Genomic DNA, 25,673 nt, shown 5'->3' with positions numbered 1-25,673 from the left:
CCGCGACGATCAAGACGATCCTGCGCGGTTTCGTGGCCGGGGGCGGGTCCGTCGTGCTCTCCAGCCACGTCATGGCCCTGGTGGAGCAGCTCTGCGACCACGTCGGGGTGATCGACAAGGGCAGGGTGGCCGCCGCGGGGCCCCTGGACGAGGTCCGCGGCACCGGCACCCTGGAGGACACCTTCGTCGAGCTGGTCGGCACCTCCGACGGCGGATCGAAGGAGCTGACGTGGCTGTCGAACTGACCATGGTCCGGATGAAGGTGGCCGTGCTCCGTCACTCGATGACGGGGCAGCGGGCCGGCTTCGTCCTCATGGGCGCACTGCTCGGCCTGACCCTCGCGGCCGGCACGATCATCGCGGCCCTGTCCGGCGCCGACCTGCTCGTGGCCGTCTACGCCGTCTGGATGCTGGGCTGGGTGCTCGGTCCCGTCTTCGCCGGCGGCGGCGACGAGACGCTCCGCCCGGAGTACTTCACGCTGCTCGGCCTGCGACCGCGCCGCCTGGCCACGGGGCTGCTCATGGCGGCCTTCGTCGGGGTGGCGCCCGCGATCAGCCTGATCGCCCTGACCGGGCTCGCGGTCCTCGGCGTGCGGCAGGGGGTCGTGGCCGCGCTCGTCTCGCTCCCCGCGATGCTGCTCCAGCTCGCCGTGTTCGTCCTGCTCTCCCGGGTCGCGGTCGCCGTGCTCGGCCTGGCCCTGCGCTCCCGCGTGGGCGCGATCGGCGCCGGCCTGGCCAACGGCGTGATCCTGGCGTTCCTGGGCCAGATCTGGGTCGTCTTCGTGGTGCTCGGGGAGACGAACGGCATCCCGCCGGTGGTGACGGACGTGGCCCGCCGGCTGCCCTCCGGGTGGGGGACGGTCGCGGTCGAGGCCGCCGGGTCCGCCGACTGGCCGCGGGCGCTGGCCGCCCTCGGCGGGATGGCGCTGCTGGTCGTGCTGCTGCTGGCCGCGTGGGCGGCGCTGCTCACCCGGCGGGCCGGCGCGTCCAGGGCGGCCACGAGGGGGCGTCGCCCGATCCGGGCCACCACCGCCGCCGGGGCCGTACTGGCCAAGGAGGCGCGCACCTGGTCGCGTGACCTGGTGCGCACCCACCAGCTGACCTTCGCCCTCGCCTACGGCGTGGCCTTCGCCGCGGCCCCGCTGCTGATGGGCTGGACGGGCATGCTGCCCTGGGCGGGACCGGTCTTCGTCGTGATGGCCGCGGCCATGTCCGCCAACCTCTACGGCACCGACGGCACGTCGCTGTGGCTCATGCTCATGACCCCCGGCGCGAGCGACGTCCGCGGGCGGCAGCACGCGTGGCTGCTGGCGGTCGCGCCCCTCGCCGTCGCGCTGACGGTCGGCCTGGCCCTGGTCACCGGCGGGCCGTGGCCCATGCTGCTCGCCGTCCTGTCCGCGCTGCTGGGCGGCGGTGCCGGGCTGGTCGCCCTGGTCTCGGTGTACGGGCTCATCCCCGGCACCGACCCGCACCGGCGCGGTGGCAACCCGCTGCGCTCCACCGACGACGACGGCGCGGTCACCGGCATGGTGTACGCGGTGCTGGTGCTGGCGATCCTCACCGCGGCCCCGGCGGCGATCACGGCGGCGCTGTACGGCTGGGCGGGCGTGGCCGTCGGCGTCCTGACCGGGGTCCTGTGGTACTGGGGGCTGGGGCTGCTCGCCGAGCGGCGGCTGCTCACGCACGGGCCCGAACTGCTCAACATGATGCGCACCGGCCGCCGGTCGTCCTCCGGGCCGAGCGGCACGCCGGGGGTGCGGACCGGGTTCGAGGACCTGCCGCGCCACGAGCAGATCATCGTGGGGCTCTGCTTCACGTTCGGCGCGATCCCGCTGTTCCCCCAGGGGCTGGTGGCCGGTTACCTCAAGGCGACGGGAAGCCCGACGCGCGCGTGGTTCCTGGCCCTGTACCTGCCGCCGTGGCTGCAGTGGCCCACGATCGTGTTCATGGTCCTGCTGGGGGTGAGCATCTACGCGACGGGCGTGATCATCCCCTACCGCCGCAGGAGGCTCTCCAGGGCCCAGCCCGGCGACGAGCCGGTCGCGGCGGCGGTGGAGGTCACGAGCGGCACCGGGCGAGAGGTGTGAGCGGCCGGCGGTGAGAATCCGCGAGCGGCCGGCAAGGGGATTCGCGAGTGACCGTCGGTGAGAGGGACCTCGTAGGAGCGAGCGCCTCCCGGTAAGGGGGGACGGGCCCGGGATGGGGGATCGGTGGCCGTCTCCCGGGAGGCGCTCTTCCGCGTCCGCCGCACCGTCGCGCGGGCCGGTCGTCGCCGGTCGGCGCGTCAGGCGGGGGAGCGTGTCAGGCGGTGATGTTCACGTAGTAGGTCGAGTAACCGTTCATGTCGACCAGGCGGGTGCCGACGAGCCGGGCGGCGGTGCTGCCGATGCCGAGGCAGGAGTCGAAGGCGTTCTGGTAGACGTACATCGGGCCGTAGGGGCCGGTCCAGACGGCTCCGTTGGCGGCTTCGGCGTAGAAGGCGGCGTAGCGGTTGTCGGTGTTGAGGACGTAGGCCTCGCCGCCCGGGTTGACGGCCCACCAGCCGCGGGTGCCCCACTGGCCGTAGTCGCGGCAGCCGTCGGGGCTGTAGAACATGATCGCGATCCACACCTTGGAGCTGTAGCGGTTGCGGAAGTGCAGCTGCATGTCTACTCCTCCGCCTCGGTGTCGGCTTCCGTGAAGCGCAGGGCGAGTGGCCTGTCGTCGATCGCGTCGTCGGCCAGCGGGGGGAGGGGCTCGCCGGTCTTCGCGGCGACGGCGGTGCGGTCGGCCACCCCGGGGCGCTGGTCCGTCTCGCCCGAATCGGATGCCTTCAGGTCCGTGAAAGCCACCCGTGGATCGGGAGGGATCTCCGTGCCGTTGTCGGGCATGTGCTCACCTGCTTCCTGTGATGTCGGAGGGTGATCGCTCAACAACATACAGTCACGTCAAGGTCATGTAAATAATCGTTTTCATTGCCATGGGGGTGACCTCCCGGGGGACGTCCGGTCGCGCCTGTGGATATTGCGTGCGTATCGCAACCATCATAGTGTGTGCGATATGCACACGTCATCCCCCGTCGGCGCCGCCGTGCCCTCCCGCGCGGCACGGGCCGCGTTCACCGCCCTCCTGGCGGGCATGTTCATGGCCCAGCTGGACGGCAACGTCGTGGTCGCCGCCCTCCCGGCCATGGCCGCCGACCTGCGGTCCGGCGGCGCGATCGCCGCCGTCACCGCCGTCTACCTGCTCACCGTCACGGTCTCCACCCCCGTCCACGGCAAGCTCGGCGACCTGCTCGGCCGCCGCGCGGTCTTCCACGGCGCCCTGCTGGCCTTCGCCGCCGGGTCGCTGGCCTGTGCCCTGGCCCCGTCCCTGCCCGCGCTGATCGCCGCGCGGGCGGTCCAGGGCATCGGCGGGGGCGGCCTGGTGGTCACCGCGATCAGCGCCCTGGCGCAGATGTTCACCCGTGAGGAGCTGATCAGGCGCCAGGGGCACCTCATCGGTGTCATGGCCCTCTCCTCGCTGACCGGGCCGCCCCTGGGCGGCCTGCTGGCGGCGGGCCCCGGCTGGCGGTGGATCTTCACGGTCAACCTGCCGCTCTGCGCCGCCACCGCGCTCCTGGCGTCGCGCGGGCTCCCGGGACGGCCGCCGGAGCGGACCCGCACCCCGTTCGACGTGAGAGGTGCCCTGCTCGTCGCGGCCGTCGGCGGCGGCACGGTCGCGCTGGGCGCCTCCGAGCCCCTGGCCCGCAGCCCGCTCGGCGCGGGCGCCGTGGTGGCGGCCGTCACGGTCTGCGCGGTCCTGTTCGTCCGGACCGAGCGCCGGGCCGCCGAACCGCTGATCTCGCCGTCGCTCTTCGCCGACCGCGGCATGGCCCGCGGCATCACCTCGACCGGCCTGGCCGGCGTCGCGCTGTTCGGCACCTTCGCCTTCGTCCCGATGGCCGTCCAGCAGGGGACCGGCGCGGACGACGGCCGGACCGGCCTGCTGCTGCTCGCCCTGACCGGCGGCCAGCTCGCGGCCACCTCGGCCTTCTCCGTCCTGGCCCGCCGCCGGCCGGCCGTCACCGGCTGGGGCCGTCTCGCCCTGGCCATGGGCGTCGCCGGTACGGCGGCACTGGCCCTGCTCCCCGCGCTCTCCCAGGCCCCGCGCCCGCTGTCGGTCTCGCTCGCCGTGCTCGGCATGGCCCTGGCGGGTGGCGCCCTGGGCCTGTCCATGCAGGCGTACACGCTTCTCGCCCAGGGACGCGCCCGTCCCGAGCAGATCGGCGCGGCGATGGGCACCCTGACCTTCGCCCGCCAGCTCGGCGGCTCGCTCGGCACCGCCGCGTTCGGCTGGCTCCTGCTCGTCGCGCCCGGGACGCGCGTCGGCCTGACCCTCGTCCTCGCGACGGCCGCGCTCTGCCTCCTGGCCGCCCTGCTCGTGTCACCCCGCGCCGGGGACGACCCGGAGTCCCGCGGGTGACGTCCCGCCCTCGCGTCCCCAGGGAGCGCGGGCCGGGACGCATGCCTTCACATCGGTGGCTCCGGGAATCACGAGATATCTCTCCCCTGGTATTCCGAGATCGTTCCGCGGTCCCTACGTTCTTCACCGAAGGCGTCCGCCGGGGACGCCGTGGCCGAGGAGAACATGATGACCGGACCGGATCGCGAGCTCGGGACGCTGATCGACGGGGGCGCCTTCCTCGAGTGTCCCCGCTGGCACGACGGGCGCCTGTGGGTCTCCGACTTCTGGCGCGAACGGGTCCTCGCGATCGCCCCGGACGGGACCACCGAGGTCGTCGCCGAGGTGCCCGCCTGGCCCGGCGGCCTGGGATGGCACCCCGACGGCACCCCGCTGGTGGTGTCCATGCAGGACAACAGGGTGGTGCGGGTCCGGGACGGCGGGCTCGCGCCGCACGCCGACCTGTCGGAGCACTCCTCCGGGTCCGGCAACGACATGGTCGTGGACGCGGCCGGGGGCGCGTACGTCGGCACCGTCGACTTCGCCGGCATGGCGACCATGCCCGCCACGAACCTCCTCCGGGTGGACCCCGACGGGTCCGTCCGGGTGGCCGCGAAGGACCTGGCGTTCCCGAACGGCATGGTGATCACCCCCGACGGGACGACCCTGGTCGTCGCCGAGTCCTGGGCCGCGCGCCTGACCGCCTTCGACATCGGGCCGGACGGCTCGCTCAGCGGGCGGCGGGAGTGGGCGCCCTTCGCCGGCGCCCCCGACGGGCTCGCGCTCGACGCCGAGGGCGCGATCTGGGTCGCCGACGCGAGCGGCAACCGGGCCGTACGGGTGCGCGAGGGCGGCGAGGTCCTGGAGGAGATCGGCACCGGCGATTTCGGGGTCTTCGCCTGCGCGCTGGGGGGTGACGACGGCCGCACCCTGTTCCTCTGCGCGTCCCCGACCTTCGACCGCGACGAGGCCGTCGCCTCCCCGAGGTCCCGCGTCCTCACGTGCCGCGTGGACGTCCCGGCCGGCCCGGCGGGCACGGCCTGAACGGGACGCCGGGAGCTCAGGAACCTTCGTAGAGACGGGTCAGGTCGACGAGTTGCACGTCCACGCGATCCCGCGTGGCTTCCCGCAGTTGGGGCATGAAGCCGGCGGCACCGAACAACAGGAGCCGGGTGTCCGGGGTGGCGCGGTCGTCGCGATGGACGAGCAGTTCCCGCAGCCGCTCCAGACGCTCAAGGTGGCCACGGCCGACGACGTCGCCGCACTTCGCCTCACCGATCGCGAGGATGACCTCCCTGCCCTCGTCGTCACGTCCGAAGACGACGACGTCGATCTCGTGACTGCTCTTGGCGGCGGGGTCGGGCAGGACGCCGGAGGCGACACGGGTACGCAGGCCGCCGAGGGTTTCGGCGTGGGCGTACCAGTGGGTCCAGGTACGGGCCAGGTGCTCGAAGTGCGGACCGAGGATCTTGCTGCGGAACGCCGTCCGCGAACGGTGCCACACCTGTTCGGCGTACCCGGGACGCTCCAGGTCGGTCCAGTCCGGCCTCATGATCGCGTGGTAGAAGCTGAGGATGGGCTCGGTGATGCGATAGGTGGAACGTTTGCCGTGGAAGGCGTCCGGGTCGCGGGTGATCATTCCGACGTCCTCCAGGAGCGTCAGGGAATGGCCCAGATCAGTGGATTTGCGGCCAAGGTAACCGGCGATGCCACCGCGAGTGTGGTTGCCGTTCGCGATCGCCGACAGGACACCGTGGTACAGGGCGACGTCCCGTAGTTCGGGCTCCTCGGCGAGGAGGAAACGGGCCTCACGGAAGAGGGGACGACCCGGGTTGAGCACGTTGCGCGTCACCCACGGCCCGAAGTCCTCCATGTCGGCGGGGACGTCACCGAGGGTGAACTCACGCCGGTAGGCGGGCGTGCCGCCGACGACGGCGTTGACCTGCAACGCCAGGGCCGGATCGGCGATACCCCAGAAATCCCTGGCCAGCCGGTAGTCGAGGGTGGGGACCACCAGTTCCAGGCTCGCACGACCACGGAGCGGCGCGGTTCCCGCGAGGAGCGAGCCCATGAAGGACAGGGCCGACCCGCACAGCAGGAGCCGTACCGCACTGCCGTGGCGCTGCCCCTGGGGGCCGAGAGCCCGCTGGATCAGGGAGGGAAGGTGCGGGGAGGCCTTGACCAGATAGGGGAACTCATCGATCACCACGGGGGTCGGCCCGGCGACGGCGATGGTCATCAGGGATTCGACGGCCTCGTCCCAGCTCGCGAACCTGCGAGGGACGGGCTCCCCGAGATGGCGGGCGAGCGCCGTACCGAACTGCTGGAGCGACTCGGTCTCGGTCGCCTCGGTCGCGGCGAAGTAGAAACCTCCCGTGGCCCGGCAGGCCGCGTCCAGCAGGAAGGTCTTGCCCTGGCGACGGCGCCCGGACACCACGCCGAGCGTCGCCTCCGGTCCGGTGTAGCGGACGAAGCGCGACAGTTCCGACCACTCATAATCACGGTCGAACATCTCTATGGGTTTATCCACGACCACTCTCCGCTATGATGAGGACACTTATTATAAGTGTGTTCATCATTGAAATCCGGTGACGGCGGGGCTCATGGCCGGGGTGTGCCGTGCCAGCGCCAAGTGGTGAGGTGCGGGTGTCCCGGCAGCTCGGCGCGGCCGGTGGCCCACAGCAGGGTGGGCCAGGGGGCCGTGGTCCGCGGGGCGTCGGGGAACAGCCGGGCGAGTACCCGCGCGCACAGGCCCGCCGGTGGGGTCCAGTCGAGCCCGAGGCCCTCGGTCAGGTCGTGGGTGTGCACCAGGATCTCCACGATGCCCATCGCGGCGAAGCCCTCGGGGTCGGACGTCCCGTGGACGTGGTGGGCGCGGACCTCCGGCGGCGTCGTCCGCGCCATGGCGACCAGCAGCGCGCCGCACGCCTCCAGCACCTGGAGCATCCCCTCGGGTCCCGCCACCCGGTCCACGTGGATCGCGTTCGCCGGTCCCCCGGGCCTGCGGCGCTCCCACGCGAAGGGCACGACGTCCTCAAGCGGCGGCTTCCTGGGACCGATCTGGGCGGCGTACGAGAAGAGGTCGTCGGCCAGGTGCTCGGCGGTCTCCCAGCGGGACCACTCCAGCGACCCGGCCGGCTCGTCCCAGGCGGGCTCGGGCATCTTCCCGAGGACGCCGACGGCGAGCCGGACGGCCTCGTCGAGATCGTCGGCGGTCACGGGGGAGGGGATGTTCTCGGGTGGCGTGGACATGCCGGAAAGATATCGACGGCGTCGCGAGACGTACGTCGCGGGGCCGTTCGGACGAAGGCCGGAGTCATCCGGCGGCAGGCGTTCCGGAGGACGGTCGTACGAGGCGTGTTCTTGTGAATGTGGCGGGATCAGTCGATGGTGTCGTTCTTCACGTGTGTCAGGAGGGCGCTCCATTGGCGGGGGGTGAGGATGAGGGCAGGGCCGGTGGGGTTCTTGCTGTCGCGGATGGCCCGGTGGTTGCCGGACAGGTTGGCGATCTCGACGCAGTTGCTTGCATCGTGACCGGAGAGGGTGGATTTGCGCCAGTGGGCGCTGTGGAGTTCTTTGGTCAGGTCGTCCATCGCTGGATCGCCTCCTTGATCATGTCGCGTGAATCGCTCCGGGATAGAGCGTCCGCACGGATCAGGTCATATAGGAATTCTAGCCTTTTTATCTCTTCGGCCCGCTCGCTCACCCGGTCCCCGGTGCTCTGGGAATCGATGTAGGCCACGGGAGGTGCGCTTCCCGGCATGTCGGCGATGGTGAAGCCGCCCAGCAGGCCGAGCACGTTGCGCGCGGTGTGGGGGAGCATCTGAAGAGACAGCCATGGGCTCTCCGACATCTCCAGAAGGTAGCGGAGCTGGCCCCTCATCACCTCCGGATCGGCGATGGGACGGTGCAGGATGCCCTCGTCCAGGATGGTCCAGAGCATCGGGGGGTCGGGCCGGTGAAGAATGTTCTTCCTGTCCATGCGGGCCGCGACGTTCTTCCTCACCTGCTCGGGAGTGGTGCCGGGGCTGTGGCTGAGGATGGCCTCCGCGTACTGCTCGGTCTGGAGGAGGCCGGGCACCATGAGGGGTTCCCAGATGCGCTGGGAGATCGACTGGGGCTCGAACTCCAGCCAGGAGCGGAACCAGCGGGGGACCTGTGTGGCCATGCGATCCAGGCGGTCCAGCAGGTCGACGAGCGTTGTGCCCAGGCCGAGTGCCTCGTCCATCTGTTGGGCCAGTTTCCTGGTGGGTGCCCTGTGACCGTTCTCCAGCATGCTCAGATGGCTCACGGCGAGGGAGACCGCGATGCAGAGCCGCCTCTGGGTAAACCCGGACAAAATCCGGTATTTACGTAGCTCTCTGCCGAATTGAACGCGTGTGGATTCATGTGAATCCGTATCGAAATCCGGCTCCGATTCTGTCTCCGGCTCTGTCTCTGGGTCCGGCTCTGGACCTGGGATGATGCGCATTTCGGTCTCCTCTCGCTGCTTCTTTGGGATTCTCCTTCATTCTCATTGCCGAGGGAATGGATACGGGATTTTCATGGGTTCACAGTGTTGTGAACTTACATCGCGAACTGTGAACCCCTGGTAATCGCGGTTCGGCTTCCTCTGTGCCTCGGTGTTTGGGACCGTTTTCCCGTCGAGCTGACGCTGTCGCGGGTGTCAGTTGACGGCTCACGCGACAACGGGTCGGTTCAATTCGGTCGGAAGGGGCAATTCCATGGAGCCGGAGACGTTCAACGAAATACTTCTGCTCGGTAATGTCGAAGCCGCTTCGCGGGCGCGCGAGGAGGTTCGCAAATGGCTGGGCGAGAGCCATCCGGCCTATGAGGACGCGCGGCTGGCCGTGTCCGAGCTGGTGACCAACGCCGTCCGGCATGCCCGGCACAGGGTCACCGGGCAGGCAGGGGCTTTCGATGACGTCCCGCTGGTCCTGCGGCTGCTGGCGTACGGCGGCCTGCTGCGCGTCGAGGTCGTGGACGCGGGCCTGAGCGTCGGGGAGCCTCGCCTCCGGGCGGACCCGGCATGCCTCCTGGTGGAGAACGGCCGAGGGCTGGCCATCGTCGGCACGCTCTCGAACGGGAACTGGGGTTGTCGCTCCCACGGCCGCGAACCGGGCCGGACCGTCTGGTGCGAGATTCCCGCGATCCCGCCGTCCTGCGGCGAAGATCCTGCCGAGAGATCGGCCCCGCCGTCTCCGGACGATCCCCTCCCCGGAGAGCCGGTCTCCGCCCGGCCGGGGTGACGCGCCGCTCCCGGCATCCGCTGGGAGCCGATGAACCACCCCCGGCGGGTAGCGGCAGGCGGGTTCGTTCCCCCCGAGAGAACCCGTGACATGCGCCGCTCCGGCTCCATCTCCCCCGCTGGAGCCCTCGCCGGGGGTCCCGTCCCACCTGAGTCGTTTTTCGTAAAGATGCAGGTCATGGCGCATCCGGAAGACCACTTCCCACGAAAAGCCGCACAAGGGACTCGCAGGACGGAGGCGATGATATGTACCTAGTGGTTCAGGCGGTGATCGCCGGGATGGCCACCGTGGTCACCCTGATCGTGGCGGTGACGGCAGGGCATGGCTGGCGTCGGCACCGGTCATCGCTTCCGACGGCACCGTGGGCGAAGAGCGGCGGGGAGTTCCGCCCTGGCCCTGAGCCCGCAGGAAGGCGGCTCTGCCTGGTGTCGGGCTCAGGCGGGGAGGCCCACCCGGGTTCGGGACGCGCGGGCCAGGACGGCGGGCACCGCGGCACCCCGTAGCCGTCGAGGACGTCCTCTGTCGGGGCGAACATCCGCGTGTCAGAGGGACGGAGGCTCGCGCAGTGCCGTCGCGCTGCCCTGAAGGGCCTCCAGCAGGGGGACGAGCAGGGGGTGGCGTTCCGCGCCCCGGCGTACGGCGGCGAAGACGCGGCGTTCGGGGCCCGTGACCTCGCGGACCGTCACGCCGGACAGGCCGGTGCCGCGCAGGGCCAGGCGCGGGACCATCGCCACCCCGGCCCCGGCGGCGGCCAGCGCGACCACCGCGCTGAAGTCGTCGGAGGAGTGGGCGAACTCCGGCGTGAAGCCCGCGTGCTCGCAGGCCAGGGCGATCACGTCGTGGCAGGGGTTGCCGGGGTAGGGGCCGATCCAGGTCTCGCCCGACAGGTCGGCGACCGTCACCTCGCCCCCGGAGAGCCGATGCCCCGAGGGGAGCACCACGTCGAAGGGCTCGGAGTACAGGGGGATGCGCGAGAGCCGCCGGTCGTCCTCGGCCGGGGCTCCCCGGTACTCCACGGCCACGGCCGCGTCCACCGCCCCGTCCAGGACCATGGTCAGGCTCTGGTCGCCCTCGGCGTCCAGGACGCGCACCCGGATGCCTGGCTGCCTCTCCCGCAGGACGCCGACCGCCGGGGCCACGACCAGGCCGATCGCGGTGGCGAAGGAGGCCACCTTCACCTCGCCCGCCGTTCCGGCGGTGTGGGAGGCGATGTCGGCCCCGGCCCGCTCCAGCTGGGCGAGGACCTCGTTGGCGTGGCCGAGGAGGATACGGCCCACGGCGGTCAGCCGCACGCCCCGGCCGTCGCGGTCGAGCAGCCGGTGGCCCACCTCGTGCTCCAGGGCCAGGAGCTGCTGGGAGACGGCCGAGGGGGTCAGGTGCAGTGCCGCCGCGGCGGCGGTGATCGTGCGGTGGTCGGCGACCGCGCGCAGGGTCCTCAGCCGCCGCGTGTCTATCACGCCTTGTATTGTCACCGAGGCCGCCGGTGACCTGCGACGCGGGCCCGGCCGCCGATGACGGCGGACAGGGCCCGCGACAGGTCTTCGGGGCCTTGACCGGTTCTCGGAGGCATCCGGCCGCGGGCGTTCAGCCTCGGGCGGCGACGAACGCCTCGATCGCGCGGTCGACGTCCTCGGTCGAGTGGGCCGCCGAGAGCTGGACCCGGATGCGGGCCTGGCCGTGCGGGACCACCGGGTAGGAGAAGCCGATCACGTAGACGCCCCGCTCCAGCAGGCGTTCGGCCATCGCCCCGGCCTCGGCCGCGTCGCCGATCATCACCGGGACGATGGGGTGGTCGCCCGGCAGGATGTCGAACCCGGCCTCGGTCATGCCGGTGCGGAAGCGCGCGGTGTTGGCGCGCAGCCGGGTGCGGGCCTCGTCCGAGCCGCTGATCAGGTCCAGGACGCGCAGCGAGGAGGCGGCGATCACCGGGGCGAGGGAGTTGGAGAACAGGTAGGGGCGCGAGCGCTGGCGCAGCAGCTCGCAGATCTCCTTGCGCGCGGCGACGTAGCCGCCGCTGGCCCCGCCGAGGGCCTTGCCGAGCGTGCCGGTGAGGATGTCGACCCGGTCGCGCACCCCGTGCAGCTCGGGGGTGCCGCCGCCGTGGTCGCCGACGAAGCCGACGGCGTGCGAGTCGTCGACCATCACCATGGCGTCGTAGCGGTCGGCCAGGTCGCAGATCTCCGCCAGCGGGGCGACGTAGCCGTCCATGGAGAAGACGCCGTCGGTGACGATCAGCCTGCGCCGGGCGTCGGAGGACTCCTTGAGCCGTGCCTCCAGCTCGGCCAGGTCGCGGTTGGCGTAGCGCAGCCGCCGCGCCTTGGACAGCCGGATGCCGTCGATGACGCTGGCGTGGTTGAGCGCGTCGGAGATCACCGCGTCCCGGTCGTCGAGCAGCGTCTCGAACACCCCGCCGTTGGCGTCGAAGCACGAGCTGTACAGGACCGTGTCCTCCTGGCCCAGGAAGTCCGACAGCCGCGCCTCCAGCTCCTTGTGCACCTCCTGGGTGCCGCAGATGAAGCGGACCGACGCCATGCCGAAGCCCCAGCGGTCCAGGGCCTCCTTCGCGGCGGCGACCACCTCGGGGTGGTCGGCCAGCCCGAGGTAGTTGTTGGCGCAGAAGTTGAGCACCTCGCCGCCCCCGGCGACCGCGATCCCGGCGCGCTGCGGGGTGCTGATGACCCGCTCGGGCTTGAGCAGGCCGGCCTCGGCGATCTCGTCCAGGGTGGTGCGGAGGTCGTCGCGGACGTTGTCGAACATCAGGCCGTCCAATCCATAATGATCTTGCCGGTCTTGCCCCCGGCGGCGGTGTCGAAGGCCGCGTCGAAGTCGCGGTAGGAGAAGCGGTCGGTGATCACGGGGGAGAGGTCGAGGCCCTTCTCCAGCAGCACGGACATGGCGTACCAGGTCTCGTACATCTCCCGCCCGTAGATGCCCTTGATGGTGATCATGGAGGTCACGATCGTCGCGAAGTCGACGGCGAACTCGGCGGCGGGCAGGCCGAGCATGGCGATCTTCCCGCCGTGCGACATGTTGGCGATCATCTCGCGGAGCGCCCGGGGGCTGCCCGACATCTCCAGGCCCACGTCGAAGCCCTCGCGCATGCCCAGTTCGTGCATGCCCTCCTGGACGTGCGTCTCGGCGACGTTCAGCGCCAGCGTCACGCCGAGCTTGCGGGCCAGCTCCAGCCGTTCGGGGCTGACGTCGGTGATGACCACGTTGCGGGCGCCCACGTGCGTGGCCACCGCGGCGGCCATCAGGCCGATCGGTCCCGCGCCGGAGATCAGCACGTCCTCGCCGACCATCGGGAAGGTCAGGGCGGTGTGCACGGCGTTGCCGAACGGATCGAAGATCGCGGCGATGTCCGGGTCGACCGGCGTCCGGTGCACCCAGACGTTGGAGGCCGGCAGCGTGACGTACTCGGCGAAGGCGCCGTCGCGGTTCACCCCCAGGCCGATCGTGTTGCGGCACAGGTGCCGCCGCCCGGCCATGCAGTTGCGGCACTTGCCGCAGACGATGTGCCCCTCGCCGCTGACCAGGTCGCCGACGGCGATGTCCTCCACGCCGGGCGCCACCTCGACCACCTGGCCGCAGAACTCGTGGCCGACGATCAATGGTGTCCGCACCGTCTGCCTGGCCCAGGCGTCGAAACTCCGGATGTGCAGGTCGGTGCCGCAGATCCCGGTGCGCAGCACCCTGATCAGCACCTCTCCGGCGCCGACGGACGGCTCCGGCACGTCCGTCAGCCACAGGCCGGGCTCTGCCCGTTCCTTGACCAGTGCCTTCATGGCGGATCTCCCCTCGTTCCGACCCTACGCACTGTGCCCGGTGGTCTTCGGGAGTGTCCATCGCGGTTTTCTTAACCCCACCGGTGGCATCGCTTCACACCCGGCTCTTCCGGGACCTAGAGGGGTACCCGGACATGTGACCGCAAACCAGAGGGGTACGGCCCGTGCCGTCGTTCCAGGACGCCGGGGGGCGTTCCGCCGGGTGCCCGGACGAGGAGACGCCCGCCTCTCCCCGCCGCACCCGGGAGCGGGCGGGCGGGGGAGACGGGCGGGGGGCGGCGGGGGTCAGGGGGTGGTGCGGTGCTGCTCCCACAGCGAGGGACGCTGCTCCTGGACGGGCTCTCCCTCGCCGGGAGGGTTCTCCCGCGGAAGGCGCTGCTCCTCCTGAGCGGCCGGGAGGCCGTCGCCGAGCGGGGACGCCGGGGCGGTGAGCTGGCGCGGGCCCAGGTCGGCCTCGGCCGCCTCGGCCACCGCCTCGGCGGCGGCCTGCTCGGCCAGCTTCCGCTCCTCGGCCGCGGCCTCGTTGACCCTGGGGGTCTCGTTGACGGCCGACGACTGCGGCAGCGCCTCGGTGAACGCCTTGGAGACGCCCTGGATGGCGGAGGTGACCTCGCTGGGGATCACCCAGAACGTGTTGTTCGGGCCCTTGGCGAGCTCGGGCAGGACCTGGAGGTACTGGTAGGCCAGCAGCTTGGGGTCGGGGTCGTTGCGGTGCACGGCCTGGAAGACCTCGTCGATGGCCTGCGACTGACCCTCGGCCTTGAGGATCGCGGCGCTCCGGTCACCCTCGGCCCGCAGGATCGCGCTCTGCTTGTCACCCTCGGCGGTGAGGATCTGCGACTGCCGCTGGCCCTCGGCGTTGAGGATCGCGGCGCGCTTGTCCCGCTCGGCGCGCATCTGCTTCTCCATCGCCTCCTTGATGCTCTTGGGCGGGTCGATGGCCTTGATCTCCACCCGGTTGACCCGGATGCCCCACTTGCCGGTGGCCTCGTCGAGCACGCCGCGCAGCTGGCTGTTGATCGTGTCACGTGAGGTCAGCGTCATCTCCAGGTCCAGCGAACCGACCACGTTGCGCAGCGTGGTGACCGTGAGCTGCTCCACGGCCTGGATGTAGTTGGCGATCTCGTACGCCGCCGCCCGGGGGTCGGTGACCTGGAAGTACAGGACCGTGTCGATCTCGACGACCAGGTTGTCCTCGGTGATCACCGGCTGGGGCTGGAACGAGACGACCTGCTCACGCAGGTCGATCATCGGATAGACCCGGTCGATGTAGGGGATCACGAAGTTGAGGCCGGGGCCGAGGGTGCTGTGGTAGCGGCCGAGTCGTTCCACGTTGCGGGCCCGCGCCTGCGGGACGATGCGCACGGAGCGGATCACGGTGAAGACCGCCAGCAGAGCGATGAGAAGTCCTGCTATGAGTAGAGCGTCCATATGTCACTCCCGGGGATACACGAGCGCGGTCGCGCCCTCGATCTCGATGACGTCGACGGTCGCCCCGGCGGGGATCACCAAGGTCTCGTCATAGGCCCTGGCCGACCACTCCTCGCCGCCGATCCGCACCCGGCCGTCCCGGCCGGTCACCTCGCGGAGTACGTAGGCGGTCCTGCCCACGAGCGCCTGGATCCCGAACCGCTCGCTCCGGCCCCGCTGGGCCAGGTGGCGCTTGGCGATGGGCCGGACCACGGTCACCCCCGCGCCCAGGGCGATCATGAAGGCCACGAGCTGGAGCGGCAGCGGCAGTCCGAGGACGGCGGCGACGGAGCCGAAGAGGGCGGCGCCCCCGAGCAGGCCCAGAGCGGTGGTCAGGGTGAAGATCTCGGCGATGCCCAGTACGACGGCGATGATCAGCCAGATGACCCAGTAATCCATGCTCCGACCCTCCTATTCGTACAACGGGACGGACGCCGGGGAGGTTCCCTCTCGCGGTATGCCGTATGTCTCACGGTATGCCGTACGCGCGGAGGCTGCCAGGACTCACCGGACTCCCGGATCCCCGAAGGCCCGGCCGCCGGGGAGGCGGGCCGGGCCCGAGACGGCCGGGGCTCTCAGCGCGCGGGCTCGATCCTTCCCGAGACCTCGCCCAGGGAGATCACGGTCCCGCCGGGCCCGGGAGCGGTGGCGGTGATCGTGACGACGTCCCCGTCCTCCAGGAAGCTCCGCGTCGAGCCGTCGGGGAGCTTGAACGGCTCGCTCCCGTTCCAGCTCAGCTCGATCAGCGAGCCGCGCTCGGCGGGCTCGGTGCCGGAGACCGTGCCGCTGGCGTAGAGGTCGCCGGTGCGCAGGGAGGCGCCGTTGACGGTCATGTGGGCGAGCATCTGGTCGGGCGTCCAGTACATGTCCCGGTACGGCGGCCGGGAGACCACCTCGCCGTTCACCGCGACCTCGATCCGCACGTCCAGGCCCCAGGGCTCCTGCCTGCGCAGGTAGGCGGGCGGTTCGGGGTCCTGGTGCCGTCCCTCGACGCGGGCCTCGGACAGGGCGGCGAGCGGGGTGACCCAGGGGGAGACCGAGGTGGCGAAGGACTTGCCCAGGAAGGGGCCCAGCGGGACGTACTCCCACGCCTGGATGTCGCGGGCGCTCCAGTCGTTGACCAGCGTCACGCCGAACACGTGGTCCTCGAACCGCCCGGCCCGCTCTCCCAGGGCCGTCGGGACGCCCACGACGAAGCCCAGCTCCGCCTCGATGTCGAGCTTGGCGGACGGGCCGAAGACCCCGGCGCCGCGCTGGCCGGTCGGCCGGACGACGGGGGTGCCGGAGGGGACGACCGTCCCGGCTCTGCCGTGGTAGCCGACCGGCAGGTGGCGCCAGTTCGGCATGAGCGGCTCGCCGTCCGGGCGGAACATCCGTCCCAGGTTGGAGGCGTGCTCCAGCGAGCAGTAGAAGTCGACGTAGTCGGCCACCTCGAACGGCAGGTGCAGGGTGACCTCCTCCAGCGGGACGAGGTGCCGCTCGGTCACCGCCCGGTCGCTGCTCAGCTTGTTCTGGATCAGTTCCCGGGTGGCCCGCCAGGCGGCCGGGCCCCTGGACATGAAGGCGTTGAGCGAGCCGGTGGCGAACACCTCGTCGTGCAGGGCCTCGGCGAGGTCGAGAACGTGGTCGCCGTAGCGGACGCCGACCCGGGGGGTCTGTCCCTCGTGGCGGGAGAAGACTCCGTAGGGCAGGTTCTCCGGACCCCAAGACATCACGCGATCTCCTCTGCTGTGTCGAACGTCGTACCGGACGTGGAAGCGAGCCCTGAGCCGGGGTCGGAGGTGGTCCCGGTGCCGAGGCCGGGGGTGGTCGCGGTCGGGCGGTGCGGGACCAGTCCCAGGGCCGCCAGGTCCTCGATCGGGGTGCTCGTGCTGCACGAGCCGTACGACACCAGCAGTTCCCTGGCGCGCGCGGCGACCTCCTCCGGCACGGCCTGCGCCGTCCGCACCAGCCCGCCGACGTCGGTCAGCTTCAGCACCGGCACCGGGTCGCGTCCCTGCACGGCCGCGCAGACCGCGAGGACCAGGTTGAGGAAGCCGTGCCGGTCCACGCCCAGCGCCGGGTCGAAGTGGCGGACCGCGTTGTGCAGCCCCGCCGTCGCCTTGAACGGCACGCCGTGCCCGGCGCAGTACGCGATCAGGGCGCCCAGGTCCTCGGCGCGGGGGAAGGCGTCGGCGGTCAGGCCGCCGCAGCGGACCTTGAGACCGGGTCCCGAGCCGTCGCGCGGCAGGGACGTCAGGTCACGGGGGTCGACCTCGACGAAGAGCCGGGCCCCGCCGGGCATCCGGCCGGTCAGCCGGTCCGCGACGGCCCCGGGCGTCTCGCCGGGGCCCTGCCGTACCTCGACCAGTTCCACGACGAGGTCGTCGAGCGGCGGGAGGTCGGGCACGTCCAGGATCAGGCCGAGCCGGATCGGGAAGGTCAGGTGGTCGCGGAGCTCGTCCAGGCGGCCGGCCGGGCAGAGGAAGCGGTGGGTGAGCACCGGGTCGTTGCCCGCCAGGTCGTTCCTGTGCCGTTCCAGGGCCTCGGCCATCGGCAGCGCGGTCGGCGGGAAGAGCCCGGCGTCGTCGACGAGCCCGCGGAAGAGCGGGGCCGTCCCCGTACCCGTTCCCGTGATCCCGCCCGTTCCCGTTCCGGTGCTCGCGTCTGCGCTCATGGTCTGTCCCTACCCAGCCGCGGGCGTATGACCGTGCCCGGGGGTGTGACCGTGCCCGCATCCGCCGCCGGACGCGTGCGCGCCGTCATGTCGGCGGCCGGACGCGTGCGCGGCGGCGAGACCCTTCCCGTACGGGGGCTCGCGTCCGGTGCCGGACGCGAGCCCGCGGCGGGAGCGGCCGTCGTCACCGGGCCCACGTCCAGGCGTAGCCGGGGTCCTCCACCGACAGCCCGGCCCGGCCCAGGTCGAGCGGGCGGAAGGTGTCGACCATCACGGCCAGCTCGCTCGTCTCGGTGTGGCCCTGGCGCACCGCCTCGATGACGGCCTCGACGGCGCCCGGCTGCGGCCCGTGGGTGAACCCGGCGGGGTGCAGCGAGACCGAGCCGACGTCGATGCCCGAGCCCCGGCGCGCGGTGTAGTCGCCGCCCGCGTAGAACATCAGCTCGTCGGAGTCGACGTTGTGGTGGTTGTACGGGATCGGGATCGCGTCCGGGTGGAAGTCGAGCGGCCGGGGGCAGAACGAGCAGATCACGAAGTTCGGGCCCTCGAAGGTCTGGTGCACCGGCGGCGGGGCGTGGGTGCGCTTCACGATCGGCTCGAAGTCGTTGATGTTGAACGCGTACGGGTAGAGGCAGCCGTCCCAGCCGACCACGTCGAACGGGTGGTCGCGGTAGACCAGGTTGGTGAGGCCGCCGCGCGTGCGGACCAGCACCGGCACCTCCTCGCCCTCGACGACCAGAGGCTCCTGCGGGGTCCGCAGGTCGCGCTCGCAGTAGGGGGCGTGCTCCAGGAACTGGCCGTACTTCGACAGGTAGCGCTTGGGCGGGCGGATGTGCCCGGACGCCTCGACGGTGAATGCGCTGACCCGGCCCCGCGGCACCCACCGGTGGATCGTCCCGGTGGGGACGACCACGTAGTCGCCCTCCCCGGCCTCGATCACGCCGTACGTCGACTCGAACCTGGCCCGCCCGCTCGCGATGTAGACGCACTCGTCGCCCATGGAGTTGCGGTAGAGGCCGCTTGCGGTGTCGGTGGCGGCGTACGAGAGGCGGACGTCGGCGTTGCCGGCGAGCAGCCCGCGCCCGGTGACGAGGTCGCCCCCGTCGGGCAGGTCCTGGGTGCGCAGGTGGCGCGGGGAGAGCGGCAGGTTGGGGACGAGCACGCCGGTCTCGTCGGGCACGACGGCCTCGGCCTTGACGATCGCCGTGGGCAGGTGGCGGTGGTACAGCAGCGACGAGTCGCTGGAGAACCCCTCCTCGCCCATCAGCTCCTCCGCGTACAGCCCGCCGTCGGGCCGCCGGAACTGCACGTGCCGCTTGCGGGGGATCTCTCCCACGACCCTGTAGTACGGCATCCGCTTCTCCCGCTCTGTCCGCTTATCGGACGTATTCGTCCTTTATACGTACAACGATCGGTCAGTGCGGGCGAGATGTCAAACATGGTCGTCCGCGCGCACCGGGCGGAGCACCAGCCGTTCGGTCTCCAGGACATGGTTCATCCGTGGCCTCCAGGACGGTCGCCGGTCCGGTCTCACGCGGTGACGACCGCGGATCGGACCGGACGACCGGATTCTCAGGTGAGCGAGCCCGACAGCTCGGCCGCCGCGACGGCGACGCGGGGGCCGACGACGTCCGGGTCGAGGGCGGTGAAGGCGACCACGCCCACCGACGCCTCCAGCCAGGGAAGGCCCGGGACGGGGGCGGCGACGCCGCTGGCCCCCTCCTGGAGCTGCCCCTCGGAGGCCAGGTAGCCGGTGCGGCCCTCGCGCAGGGCGAGGATGGCCAGCCCGGCGGCGCCCCGCGTCAGCGGGTGGCGCGACCCCTCGCGGTAGGCGACGTGCATGTTCGTCCAGGAGGGTTCGACCACCGCGACCGCCAGGCCCTCGTCGCCCTCGGCCACCGTCAGGTGCGCGGTCGCCCCGACCTCCTCGGCGAGCTTGCGCAGGGTGGGCAGGGCGTCCTCGCGCAGCAGCGGCTGCACCGCGCGGGCCAGCACCAGGACGCCGAAGCCCAGGTGGACCCGGCCGCCGCCGTCCCTGCGGACGAAACCCTCGTTCTGCAGGGTGGTCAGCAGCCGGTACACCGCGGGCCGGCTGAGCCCCAGCTCCGCGGCCAGTTCCGTGGGGGTGCGGCCCCGGCGCCCGTCGGCGAGCAGCCGCAGCAGCCGCAGGCCGCGCTCCAGGGTCTGCGAGGATTCGGCCGCCATCTAGGGCGTCCGCCGGGCTGGAACCATGCCCCGATTATCACCGCCGCCCCGCCCCGGGCCGACACGACCCGCCTTCCCGAAGCCGGCCGGGCCGACCGGTGATCTTGTCATGCCGGTAGTAACCGGCGCCCGGGAATGTGGGGGCTTTGGCAAGAATCGCGGGAAGTGCCTGACGTAAGTTGCTAGGTCCCTGTACCACGGTGAGGGGACCTTGAGCATGCGCGAGACGCTGATCGCCCAGGTTGGACGCTGGGCGCGCGAGATCCCGGACGCCCCCGCCTACACCTTCCTCGACTACTCCGCCGGACGGGACGGGGCCGAGCGGACGCTCTCCTGGGCCGGGGCCGACCTGCGGGCGCGGGCGCTGGCCGTACGGCTCCGCGAGGTGACGCTCCCCGGCGAGCGGGTGGCGATCCTGGCGCCGCAGGGGCTGGACTACGTGGTCGCGATGCTCGGCGCGATGTACGCCCGGGTGATCGCGGTGCCGCTCTTCGCCCCCGACCTGCCCGGTCACGCCGACCGGCTGCTGCTGGCCTACACCGACTCCGACCCGGTGTGCGTGCTCACCACGACGTCCGCGCTCGAGGGCGTGCACGCCTTCCTCGACGGACGCTCCGTCCCCCGCCCCAAGCTGGTCCTCACCCTGGACACGGTCTCCGGCCTGCTGGCCGACGAGTGGGAGCCCGAGCCGATCGGCCCCGGCGACCTGGCGTACCTGCAGTACACCTCCGGCTCGACGCGCTCCCCCACCGGGGTCGAGATCAGCCACGGCAACGTCACGGCCAACGCCCGGCAGTTGTGGGCGGCCTTCCGCGCCACCCCCCGCGTCTCCACCGCGGCGCTCTGGCTGCCGCTCTTCCACGACATGGGCCTGATCGCCACCATCGCCGCGCCGATCGTGGGCGGCAACCGGGCGGTCTTCATGGACCCGGTGGCGTTCGTCATGCACCCGGTGCGCTGGCTGCGGATGCTCGCCGCCTACGAGGACGTGTTCACCGGCGGCCCCAACTTCGCCTACGAGTACACGGCGAGCCGCGTCACCGAGGAGGAGAAGGCCACGCTGGACCTGTCCGGCGTCTCGGTCATGCTCAACGGCGCCGAGCCGCTCCGGGGCAGCACGATCCACCGCTTCTCGGAGGCGTTCGCCTCGTGCGGGCTGCGTCCCGAGGCGCACACCCCCGGCTACGGCCTGGCCGAGGCGACGGTGTTCGTCACGGCCATGGACCGGGACCTGCCCGCCCGCGTCACCCTGTTCGACCGGGACGCGCTGACCGCCGGGCGCGCGGTTCCGCACACCGGCCGGGGCCGGGTCAGCGACCTGGTCTCCTGCGGGGTGCCGACGGGACAGCGGGTGGCCGTCGTCTCCGAGGACGGCACGCCCCGGCCGGACGGCCAGGTCGGTGAGATCTGGGTACGCGGGCCGAACGTCGCGCGGGCCTACTGGCGGGACGAGGAACGCAGCGCCGAGGTGTTCGGCAACGTGCTGCGGGACCCAGGCGGCGCGGGCGGTGCGGGCCTACCGGGCGGCGCCGACGATCCCGGTGGTGCGGTCGGCGTCGGCGGCGCCGGTGGCGTCGGTGATTCCGGAGGCGCCTGGCTGCGGACCGGTGACCTGGGGGTCCTGTACGAGGGCGAGCTCTACGTCACCGGGCGGATCAAGGACCTGATCATCGTCGACGGGCGCAACCACTATCCACAGGATGTGGAGGCGACCGTGCAGGAGGCCGACCCGGCCGTCCGCAGGGACCACGTGGCCGCGTTCGCGGTGCCCGGGGAGGACACCGAGTCGCTGGTGGTGGTGGCCGAGCGGTCACGCAAGGCCGAGGGGCGGGACGAGGACGAGGTCGCGGCGAACATCCGCGCCGCCGTCGCCAAGAACCACGACCTGCGGCTGCACGACCTCGTACTGGTGGAGGCCGGGGCCGTGCCGCGCACGTCCAGCGGGAAGATCGCCCGCCGCGCCTGCGCGCGGGCCTACCACGACGGCGCGTTCCCGGGCGGCGCGTCGTACGGACGGGGTGCCGGCGCCTGATGTTCGAGTCGCTTGGACGAGCCGTCTACCGGGGGCGCCGGTCCCTGCTGGTCCTGGGGACGGTGTTCGGGCTCCTCGCCGGCTATGTCGGGCTGGGGCTGTTCGGCAGGATGTCCGACGGCGGCTTCGAGGACCCGGCGGCCGAGTCCACCTCGGTCGCCCGGTGGAGCGAGAAGTGGTTCGGCGGGAACTCGCCCGACGTGGTGGCCCTCTACACGCACCCCACCTACGAGGCCGCCGACGGGGAGTTCGAGAAGGACGTGCGGGCCTCGCTCCGCGCGCTGCCCGCCGAGCACGTCGCGAGCACCGTCACGTACTGGTCGGCGCGGGCCGACGACCTGGTCTCCGAGGACAGGCACTCCACCTACGCGCTGATCACCCTGCGCGGCGGGCAACCGGCCAAGCAGAGCGGGTACGCGGAGATCGAGGACGAGCTCCGCCGGATGCCCGCCGGATACACCGTCAAGCTGGGCGGCCGGATCCCGCTGCTGCTGGACCTCAACGCGCAGACCGGCGCGGACCTGAGGCAGGCCGAGGCCATCTCGATGCCGATCCTGCTCGTCCTGCTCGTCCTGGTCTTCGGCAGCCTGGTCGCGGCGGGCCTGCCGCTGGTCGTCGGGCTGCTCGCGGTCGCCGGGGCGCTGCTGCTGCTGAGACTGCTCACCGAGGTGACCGACGTCTCGGTGTTCTCGCTGAACGTCGTGACGATGCTCGGGCTCGGCCTGGCCATCGACTACTCGCTCTTCGTGCTCAACGCCTTCAGGGAGGAGATCCGGCGGGGTACGCCCACCGAGGAGGCGGTGGTGCGGACCATGGCCACGGCCGGGCGCACCGTCGCCTTCTCCGGTCTGACCGTGGCGACCTCCCTCTGCGGCCTGCTGCTCTTCCCGCAGATGTTCCTGCGCTCGATCGGGCTGGGCGCGGCCGCGGTCGTGCTGGTCGCGATGGCGGCGGCACTCCTCGTGCTGCCCGCCCTGCTGGCCGTGCTCGGGCCGAGGGTGGACGCGATCAGGCTCCTGCCCGACTTCGGCAGCCGCAGGAGAGGAGCGTGGCACTCCGTCGCCTCCAGCGTGATGCGCCGCCCGGTCGCGTACCTCGTCGGGGTCGGCCTGCTCCTGCTCGCGCTGGCCGCGCCCTTCACGCACGTGCGGTTCGGCAGCGTGGACCACCGCGTCCTGCCCGAACGGTTCGAGAGCCGCCAGGTCTCCGAGACGATCAACGCCACGTTCGCCAAGAACGCGATGTCGCCGATCGAGGTCATCGTGCTCGTCGAGCGTGACCTCGTCGGGCCGACGACCACGTCGGCACCCGGGGCGCTCACCTCCGAGGTCGGCACCCAGCGCGGCCCGGTCGGCGTCGGCGACTCGGGGATCACCCCGGTCACGCGGGTGGGACCGCTGGACGTCAAGGTCTTCGCGGAACGCCTGGAGGCCCTCGACCACGTCACCGGCGTCGACGTCACCGGCGTCTCGCAGAACAGCGGCGCCGTGCGGCTCGCGGTCCGCTACGACACCGATCCGATGTCGGACGAGGCCCGCGCGCTGGTCGACAGGATCCGCGAGCTGCCCCCCGAGCCGAACTTCCAGGACGTCGCCGTGGGCGGTGCCACCGCCGCCCAGCTCGACCTCCAGGCCAGCCTCCGCGCCACGCTGCCGTGGACCGCGCTGGTGGTCTGCCTCATGACGGGCCTGCTGCTGTTCGCCGCGTTCGGCTCGATCCTGCTGCCGGTCAAGGCGATCCTGATGAACGTGCTGTCCCTGGGGGCGTCCTTCGGCGTGATCGTCTGGGCCTTCCAGGACGGCAACCTCGCGGGCCTGCTGGGCTTCACCCCGACCGGGACCATCGAGGCGACGGTCACGGTGCTGATCCTCGCGGTGGTGTTCGGGCTGTCCATGGACTACGAGCTGTTCCTGCTCAGCAGGGTCCGCTCGGAGTGGCTGCGGACCGGTGACAACACCGCCGCCGTGGCGATCGGGCTGGAACGGACCGGAGGGGTCATCACCAGCGCGGCACTGCTGCTCCTGGTCGTCATCGCCGCTTTCTCCACCGCCGGGATCACCGTCGTCAAGATGCTCGGCGTCGGCATGTTCGTGGCCATCGTGGTGGACGCCACCCTGGTCAGGGGCCTGCTGGTGCCCGCGACGATGCGGCTCATGGGCGAGGCCAACTGGTGGCTCCCGGGCGTCCTGCGCGGCATCCACCGAAGGGTCGAATTCCGCGAGCTCCGCGGACACGCGCGGGCCGGGTTCCCCGCGACGTACGTGACGGTGGAGCGCGAACCCTTCCGGGGTTTCCGCCGCACCGTGCCCGCGCACCGGCTGGAACTCCCGTCGGCCCCCGGGCCCGCGCGTCCGGCCGCCCCCCGGCCGTCGCGGCAGGCCATTCCCCTCGGCCCCGCACGTACCGTTCCCGCCGCCCCGGTACGCGTGATCGCCACGACGCGGGAGGACCTGGAACGGCCGAACGGCGACGAGGTCGTCACGCCGGTCACCGTGCTCCACCCCTACGAGCCGATCCCGTCCGCGACCGTGCTCCACCCTTACGAACCCTCCTCGTCCCCCGTCGAGGCCCAGCCCCCCGCGCACGTCCCGCCCCCTGGTCAGGCCCAGCCCTCCGCGTACGTCCCGTCCGGCGCCCACGTCCCGCCTCCCGTTGTGGAATCCGCTCCACACGTCCCGGGGGAACCCGCGTCTTTCGTTCAGGCCGCGCCTGCCGTTCCGGAGCCCTCGCTCGCCGATTCACTGTTCGCCGAGCCGCCGTTCGCACCGGCTCCGCCTCCATCCCGGTCGGCCCCCGAGCCCGCGCGCCAGGAAGAGCCCTCTCGGCCGGTCCCCGAGTCCGCGCGCCCGGCACCACCTGAACCGGCGCGACCGCGACGCGAACGCGTCCGGGCGGCACCGGAACCCGCGCGGCCATCCGGGCGCAGGCCGAAGAGGGTCATCAAGCCGAACCTGGGCGGTCCCGGCTGGCACTGGGGAGAGGAGGACGAGGAGCCGCCCGGCCCGCTCCCGGATCCGCACCCCGCCCACCCGTTCGTCCCCGGCGCGGACGCCGCCCCGGTGTCCCCCGTACCGGAGCCGGTCGCGCCCGCCGTGCCGGAGCCGGTCGTGCCGGAACCTGTCATGCCCGTCGTGCCGGAGCCGGTCGTGCCCGTCGAACCGGTCGTGCCCGAGTCCGTTGTGCCCCCCGCCGCGCCTGTCGCGCCTCGAACGCTCCCGGACCCCGCACCGAGCGTGATGGAAACGCCGGGCTCGCAGAGGAAGGGCGCCGGGCGTGACGTCCCACGCGTGCCGACGGTCAGCAGCCATCTGATCGACCAGCTTGAACCGCTGATCCGTCCGGCACCCGTACGGCGCGCGCCGTCCGCCCCGTCCCCGGCGGGCGTGTCCGCCCCGCCGACCCGTCACCAGAGCGCGCCCTCTCCGACACCCATGCCTTCCCCGCCACCGCCCGCGCCTTTTCCATCGCCCGTCCCCTCTCCGCCGCCGCCCGTGTCTTCCCAGCCCCCCATGCCTTCCCAGCCCCCCACGCCTTCTCCGTCACCCGTGCCTTCCTCGCCGCCCGTGCCGCCGCACGCCTCACCGTCCGCGGAGGTCGTACCGCCGGATGAGGACCTCACGCGCGGGGGCGCCGAGCGGCAGGAGGCGCGGGGTGGCGCCGTGGGCTGGGTCGCCGTGGAGACCCGGAGCTCGCGGGTCGTGCGGCCCACCGCCGACGGGACCGGCTGGGAGTGGATCGAGGTGGACGAGTGAGCGACCTCGTGGCCGGATCCGCCGAGACCGCCACCGAGACCGCCGCCGAGACCGCCGCCGAGACCGCCGCCGAGACCGCCGCCGAGACCGCCGCCGAGACCGC

The 25,673-nt window shown here is 72.1% G+C and carries 21 protein-coding genes and 1 pseudogene; 7 read left to right on the top strand and 15 right to left on the bottom strand.

Annotated elements, in window-relative coordinates; translation table 11 throughout:
* A pseudogene (locus AB0G16_RS29460) lies at positions 1 to 245 on the top strand (ABC transporter ATP-binding protein); the annotation flags it as partial.
* Positions 230 to 2,086 carry a hypothetical protein gene (locus AB0G16_RS29455; RefSeq protein ID WP_362811994.1) on the top strand — a complete coding sequence of 619 codons (1,857 nt, stop codon included), beginning with the start codon at positions 230 to 232 and terminating at the stop codon, positions 2,084 to 2,086. The pseudogene AB0G16_RS29460 and the gene AB0G16_RS29455, both read left to right, overlap by 16 nt.
* A gap of 214 nt (positions 2,087 to 2,300) precedes the next feature.
* Here the strand turns inward: AB0G16_RS29455 and AB0G16_RS29450 are convergent, their stop codons facing one another.
* Positions 2,301 to 2,645: a DUF1036 domain-containing protein gene (locus AB0G16_RS29450; protein ID WP_362811991.1), complete on the bottom strand. Its 345-nt coding sequence runs from the start codon at positions 2,643 to 2,645 to the stop codon at positions 2,301 to 2,303.
* Positions 2,646 to 2,647: 2 nt separating this feature from the next.
* Positions 2,648 to 2,869, bottom strand: coding sequence for a hypothetical protein (locus AB0G16_RS29445; protein WP_362811988.1), 222 nt, complete (start codon positions 2,867 to 2,869; stop codon positions 2,648 to 2,650).
* Between the two features lie 169 nt (positions 2,870 to 3,038).
* Here AB0G16_RS29445 and AB0G16_RS29440 point away from each other — a divergent pair, with 169 nt between their 5' ends.
* A complete protein-coding gene (locus AB0G16_RS29440) occupies positions 3,039 to 4,442 on the top strand; it encodes an MFS transporter (protein WP_362811985.1) in 1,404 nt (467 codons plus the stop codon).
* Positions 4,443 to 4,607: 165 nt separating this feature from the next.
* Positions 4,608 to 5,465 carry an SMP-30/gluconolactonase/LRE family protein gene (locus tag AB0G16_RS29435; RefSeq protein ID WP_362811982.1) on the top strand — a complete coding sequence of 286 codons (858 nt, stop codon included), beginning with the start codon at positions 4,608 to 4,610 and terminating at the stop codon, positions 5,463 to 5,465.
* A 16-nt stretch (positions 5,466 to 5,481) separates the two neighbouring features.
* Here the strand turns inward: AB0G16_RS29435 and AB0G16_RS29430 are convergent, their stop codons facing one another.
* From AB0G16_RS29430 to AB0G16_RS29415, 4 genes are all read right to left on the bottom strand, one after another.
* Entirely contained in the window at positions 5,482 to 6,933 is a 1,452-nt protein-coding gene (locus AB0G16_RS29430; protein ID WP_362811979.1) for an ATP-binding protein, read from the bottom strand.
* A gap of 89 nt (positions 6,934 to 7,022) precedes the next feature.
* The gene (locus AB0G16_RS29425; RefSeq protein WP_362811976.1) at positions 7,023 to 7,673 is read right to left on the bottom strand and encodes a hypothetical protein; all 651 of its coding nucleotides are present in this window, start codon (positions 7,671 to 7,673) and stop codon (positions 7,023 to 7,025) included.
* A 128-nt stretch (positions 7,674 to 7,801) separates the two neighbouring features.
* Entirely contained in the window at positions 7,802 to 8,014 is a 213-nt protein-coding gene (locus AB0G16_RS29420; RefSeq protein WP_362811973.1) for a DUF397 domain-containing protein, read from the bottom strand.
* Positions 8,002 to 8,892, bottom strand: coding sequence for a helix-turn-helix transcriptional regulator (locus AB0G16_RS29415; protein ID WP_362811970.1), 891 nt, complete (start codon positions 8,890 to 8,892; stop codon positions 8,002 to 8,004). The genes AB0G16_RS29420 and AB0G16_RS29415 overlap by 13 nt, the downstream gene beginning before the upstream one ends.
* A 253-nt stretch (positions 8,893 to 9,145) precedes the next feature.
* Between AB0G16_RS29415 and AB0G16_RS29410 the strand changes: the two genes are divergently transcribed.
* A complete protein-coding gene (locus AB0G16_RS29410) occupies positions 9,146 to 9,670 on the top strand; it encodes an ATP-binding protein (protein ID WP_362811967.1) in 525 nt (174 codons plus the stop codon).
* Between the two features lie 542 nt (positions 9,671 to 10,212).
* On the opposite strand, the gene AB0G16_RS29405 is transcribed toward AB0G16_RS29410, so the two are convergent.
* The 9 genes from AB0G16_RS29405 to AB0G16_RS29365 form a co-directional block, all read right to left on the bottom strand.
* Entirely contained in the window at positions 10,213 to 11,127 is a 915-nt protein-coding gene (locus tag AB0G16_RS29405) for a LysR family transcriptional regulator (protein ID WP_362811964.1), read from the bottom strand.
* Positions 11,128 to 11,254: 127 nt separating this feature from the next.
* A complete protein-coding gene (locus AB0G16_RS29400) occupies positions 11,255 to 12,427 on the bottom strand; it encodes a glycine C-acetyltransferase (RefSeq protein WP_362812002.1) in 1,173 nt (390 codons plus the stop codon).
* Entirely contained in the window at positions 12,427 to 13,455 is a 1,029-nt protein-coding gene (gene tdh / locus AB0G16_RS29395; protein ID WP_362811961.1) for an L-threonine 3-dehydrogenase, read from the bottom strand. The genes AB0G16_RS29400 and tdh overlap by 1 nt, the downstream gene beginning before the upstream one ends.
* 285 nt (positions 13,456 to 13,740) lie before the next feature.
* Entirely contained in the window at positions 13,741 to 14,886 is a 1,146-nt protein-coding gene (locus AB0G16_RS29390; protein ID WP_362811958.1) for an SPFH domain-containing protein, read from the bottom strand.
* Between the two features lie 3 nt (positions 14,887 to 14,889).
* Positions 14,890 to 15,324, bottom strand: a complete 435-nt coding sequence (locus AB0G16_RS29385) for an NfeD family protein (RefSeq protein ID WP_362811955.1) — start codon at positions 15,322 to 15,324, stop codon at positions 14,890 to 14,892.
* A gap of 176 nt (positions 15,325 to 15,500) precedes the next feature.
* Positions 15,501 to 16,637: a fumarylacetoacetase gene (gene fahA, locus AB0G16_RS29380; protein WP_362811952.1), complete on the bottom strand. Its 1,137-nt coding sequence runs from the start codon at positions 16,635 to 16,637 to the stop codon at positions 15,501 to 15,503.
* Complete coding sequence (locus AB0G16_RS29375; protein WP_362811949.1) at positions 16,637 to 17,581, bottom strand: hypothetical protein; 945 nt, start codon at positions 17,579 to 17,581, stop codon at positions 16,637 to 16,639. Before AB0G16_RS29375 ends, fahA begins: the two co-directional genes overlap by 1 nt.
* A 184-nt stretch (positions 17,582 to 17,765) precedes the next feature.
* Complete coding sequence (locus AB0G16_RS29370; protein ID WP_362811946.1) at positions 17,766 to 18,935, bottom strand: homogentisate 1,2-dioxygenase domain-containing protein; 1,170 nt, start codon at positions 18,933 to 18,935, stop codon at positions 17,766 to 17,768.
* 218 nt (positions 18,936 to 19,153) lie between these two features.
* Positions 19,154 to 19,786 (bottom strand): helix-turn-helix domain-containing protein, encoded by a 633-nt coding sequence (locus AB0G16_RS29365; protein ID WP_362811942.1) that lies wholly within the window; start codon positions 19,784 to 19,786, stop codon positions 19,154 to 19,156.
* Positions 19,787 to 20,003: 217 nt separating this feature from the next.
* Between AB0G16_RS29365 and AB0G16_RS29360 the strand changes: the two genes are divergently transcribed.
* A complete protein-coding gene (locus tag AB0G16_RS29360; RefSeq protein WP_362811939.1) occupies positions 20,004 to 21,818 on the top strand; it encodes a fatty acyl-AMP ligase in 1,815 nt (604 codons plus the stop codon).
* Entirely contained in the window at positions 21,818 to 25,570 is a 3,753-nt protein-coding gene (locus AB0G16_RS29355; protein ID WP_362811936.1) for an MMPL family transporter, read from the top strand. Before AB0G16_RS29360 ends, AB0G16_RS29355 begins: the two co-directional genes overlap by 1 nt.
* The last annotated feature ends 103 nt before the right edge of the window (positions 25,571 to 25,673 follow it).

Origin of the sequence: Streptosporangium sp. NPDC023615, assembly GCF_040640155.1 — a bacterium.
In the GTDB taxonomy this organism is placed as follows: domain Bacteria; phylum Actinomycetota; class Actinomycetes; order Streptosporangiales; family Streptosporangiaceae; genus Streptosporangium.
The sequence above is the reverse complement of the archived record's forward strand: the minus strand, read 5'-3'. Positions and strand labels throughout refer to the sequence as shown.

Coding starts and splice junctions, on each gene's coding strand:
- AB0G16_RS29435 (WP_362811982.1), top strand. CDS start 4,608: ATGATGACCGGACCGGATCGCGAGCTCGGGACGCTGATCGACGGGGGC.
- AB0G16_RS29390 (WP_362811958.1), bottom strand. CDS start 14,886: ATGGACGCTCTACTCATAGCAGGACTTCTCATCGCTCTGCTGGCGGTC.
- AB0G16_RS29425 (WP_362811976.1), bottom strand. CDS start 7,673: ATGTCCACGCCACCCGAGAACATCCCCTCCCCCGTGACCGCCGACGAT.
- fahA (WP_362811952.1), bottom strand. CDS start 16,637: ATGTCTTGGGGTCCGGAGAACCTGCCCTACGGAGTCTTCTCCCGCCAC.
- AB0G16_RS29355 (WP_362811936.1), top strand. CDS start 21,818: ATGTTCGAGTCGCTTGGACGAGCCGTCTACCGGGGGCGCCGGTCCCTG.
- AB0G16_RS29400 (WP_362812002.1), bottom strand. CDS start 12,427: ATGTTCGACAACGTCCGCGACGACCTCCGCACCACCCTGGACGAGATC.
- AB0G16_RS29415 (WP_362811970.1), bottom strand. CDS start 8,892: ATGCGCATCATCCCAGGTCCAGAGCCGGACCCAGAGACAGAGCCGGAG.
- AB0G16_RS29430 (WP_362811979.1), bottom strand. CDS start 6,933: ATGTTCGACCGTGATTATGAGTGGTCGGAACTGTCGCGCTTCGTCCGC.
- AB0G16_RS29445 (WP_362811988.1), bottom strand. CDS start 2,869: ATGCCCGACAACGGCACGGAGATCCCTCCCGATCCACGGGTGGCTTTC.
- AB0G16_RS29370 (WP_362811946.1), bottom strand. CDS start 18,935: ATGCCGTACTACAGGGTCGTGGGAGAGATCCCCCGCAAGCGGCACGTG.
- AB0G16_RS29420 (WP_362811973.1), bottom strand. CDS start 8,014: ATGGACGACCTGACCAAAGAACTCCACAGCGCCCACTGGCGCAAATCC.
- AB0G16_RS29360 (WP_362811939.1), top strand. CDS start 20,004: ATGCGCGAGACGCTGATCGCCCAGGTTGGACGCTGGGCGCGCGAGATC.
- AB0G16_RS29365 (WP_362811942.1), bottom strand. CDS start 19,786: ATGGCGGCCGAATCCTCGCAGACCCTGGAGCGCGGCCTGCGGCTGCTG.
- AB0G16_RS29450 (WP_362811991.1), bottom strand. CDS start 2,645: ATGCAGCTGCACTTCCGCAACCGCTACAGCTCCAAGGTGTGGATCGCG.
- AB0G16_RS29375 (WP_362811949.1), bottom strand. CDS start 17,581: ATGAGCGCAGACGCGAGCACCGGAACGGGAACGGGCGGGATCACGGGA.
- AB0G16_RS29440 (WP_362811985.1), top strand. CDS start 3,039: ATGCACACGTCATCCCCCGTCGGCGCCGCCGTGCCCTCCCGCGCGGCA.
- AB0G16_RS29410 (WP_362811967.1), top strand. CDS start 9,146: ATGGAGCCGGAGACGTTCAACGAAATACTTCTGCTCGGTAATGTCGAA.
- AB0G16_RS29385 (WP_362811955.1), bottom strand. CDS start 15,324: ATGGATTACTGGGTCATCTGGCTGATCATCGCCGTCGTACTGGGCATC.
- tdh (WP_362811961.1), bottom strand. CDS start 13,455: ATGAAGGCACTGGTCAAGGAACGGGCAGAGCCCGGCCTGTGGCTGACG.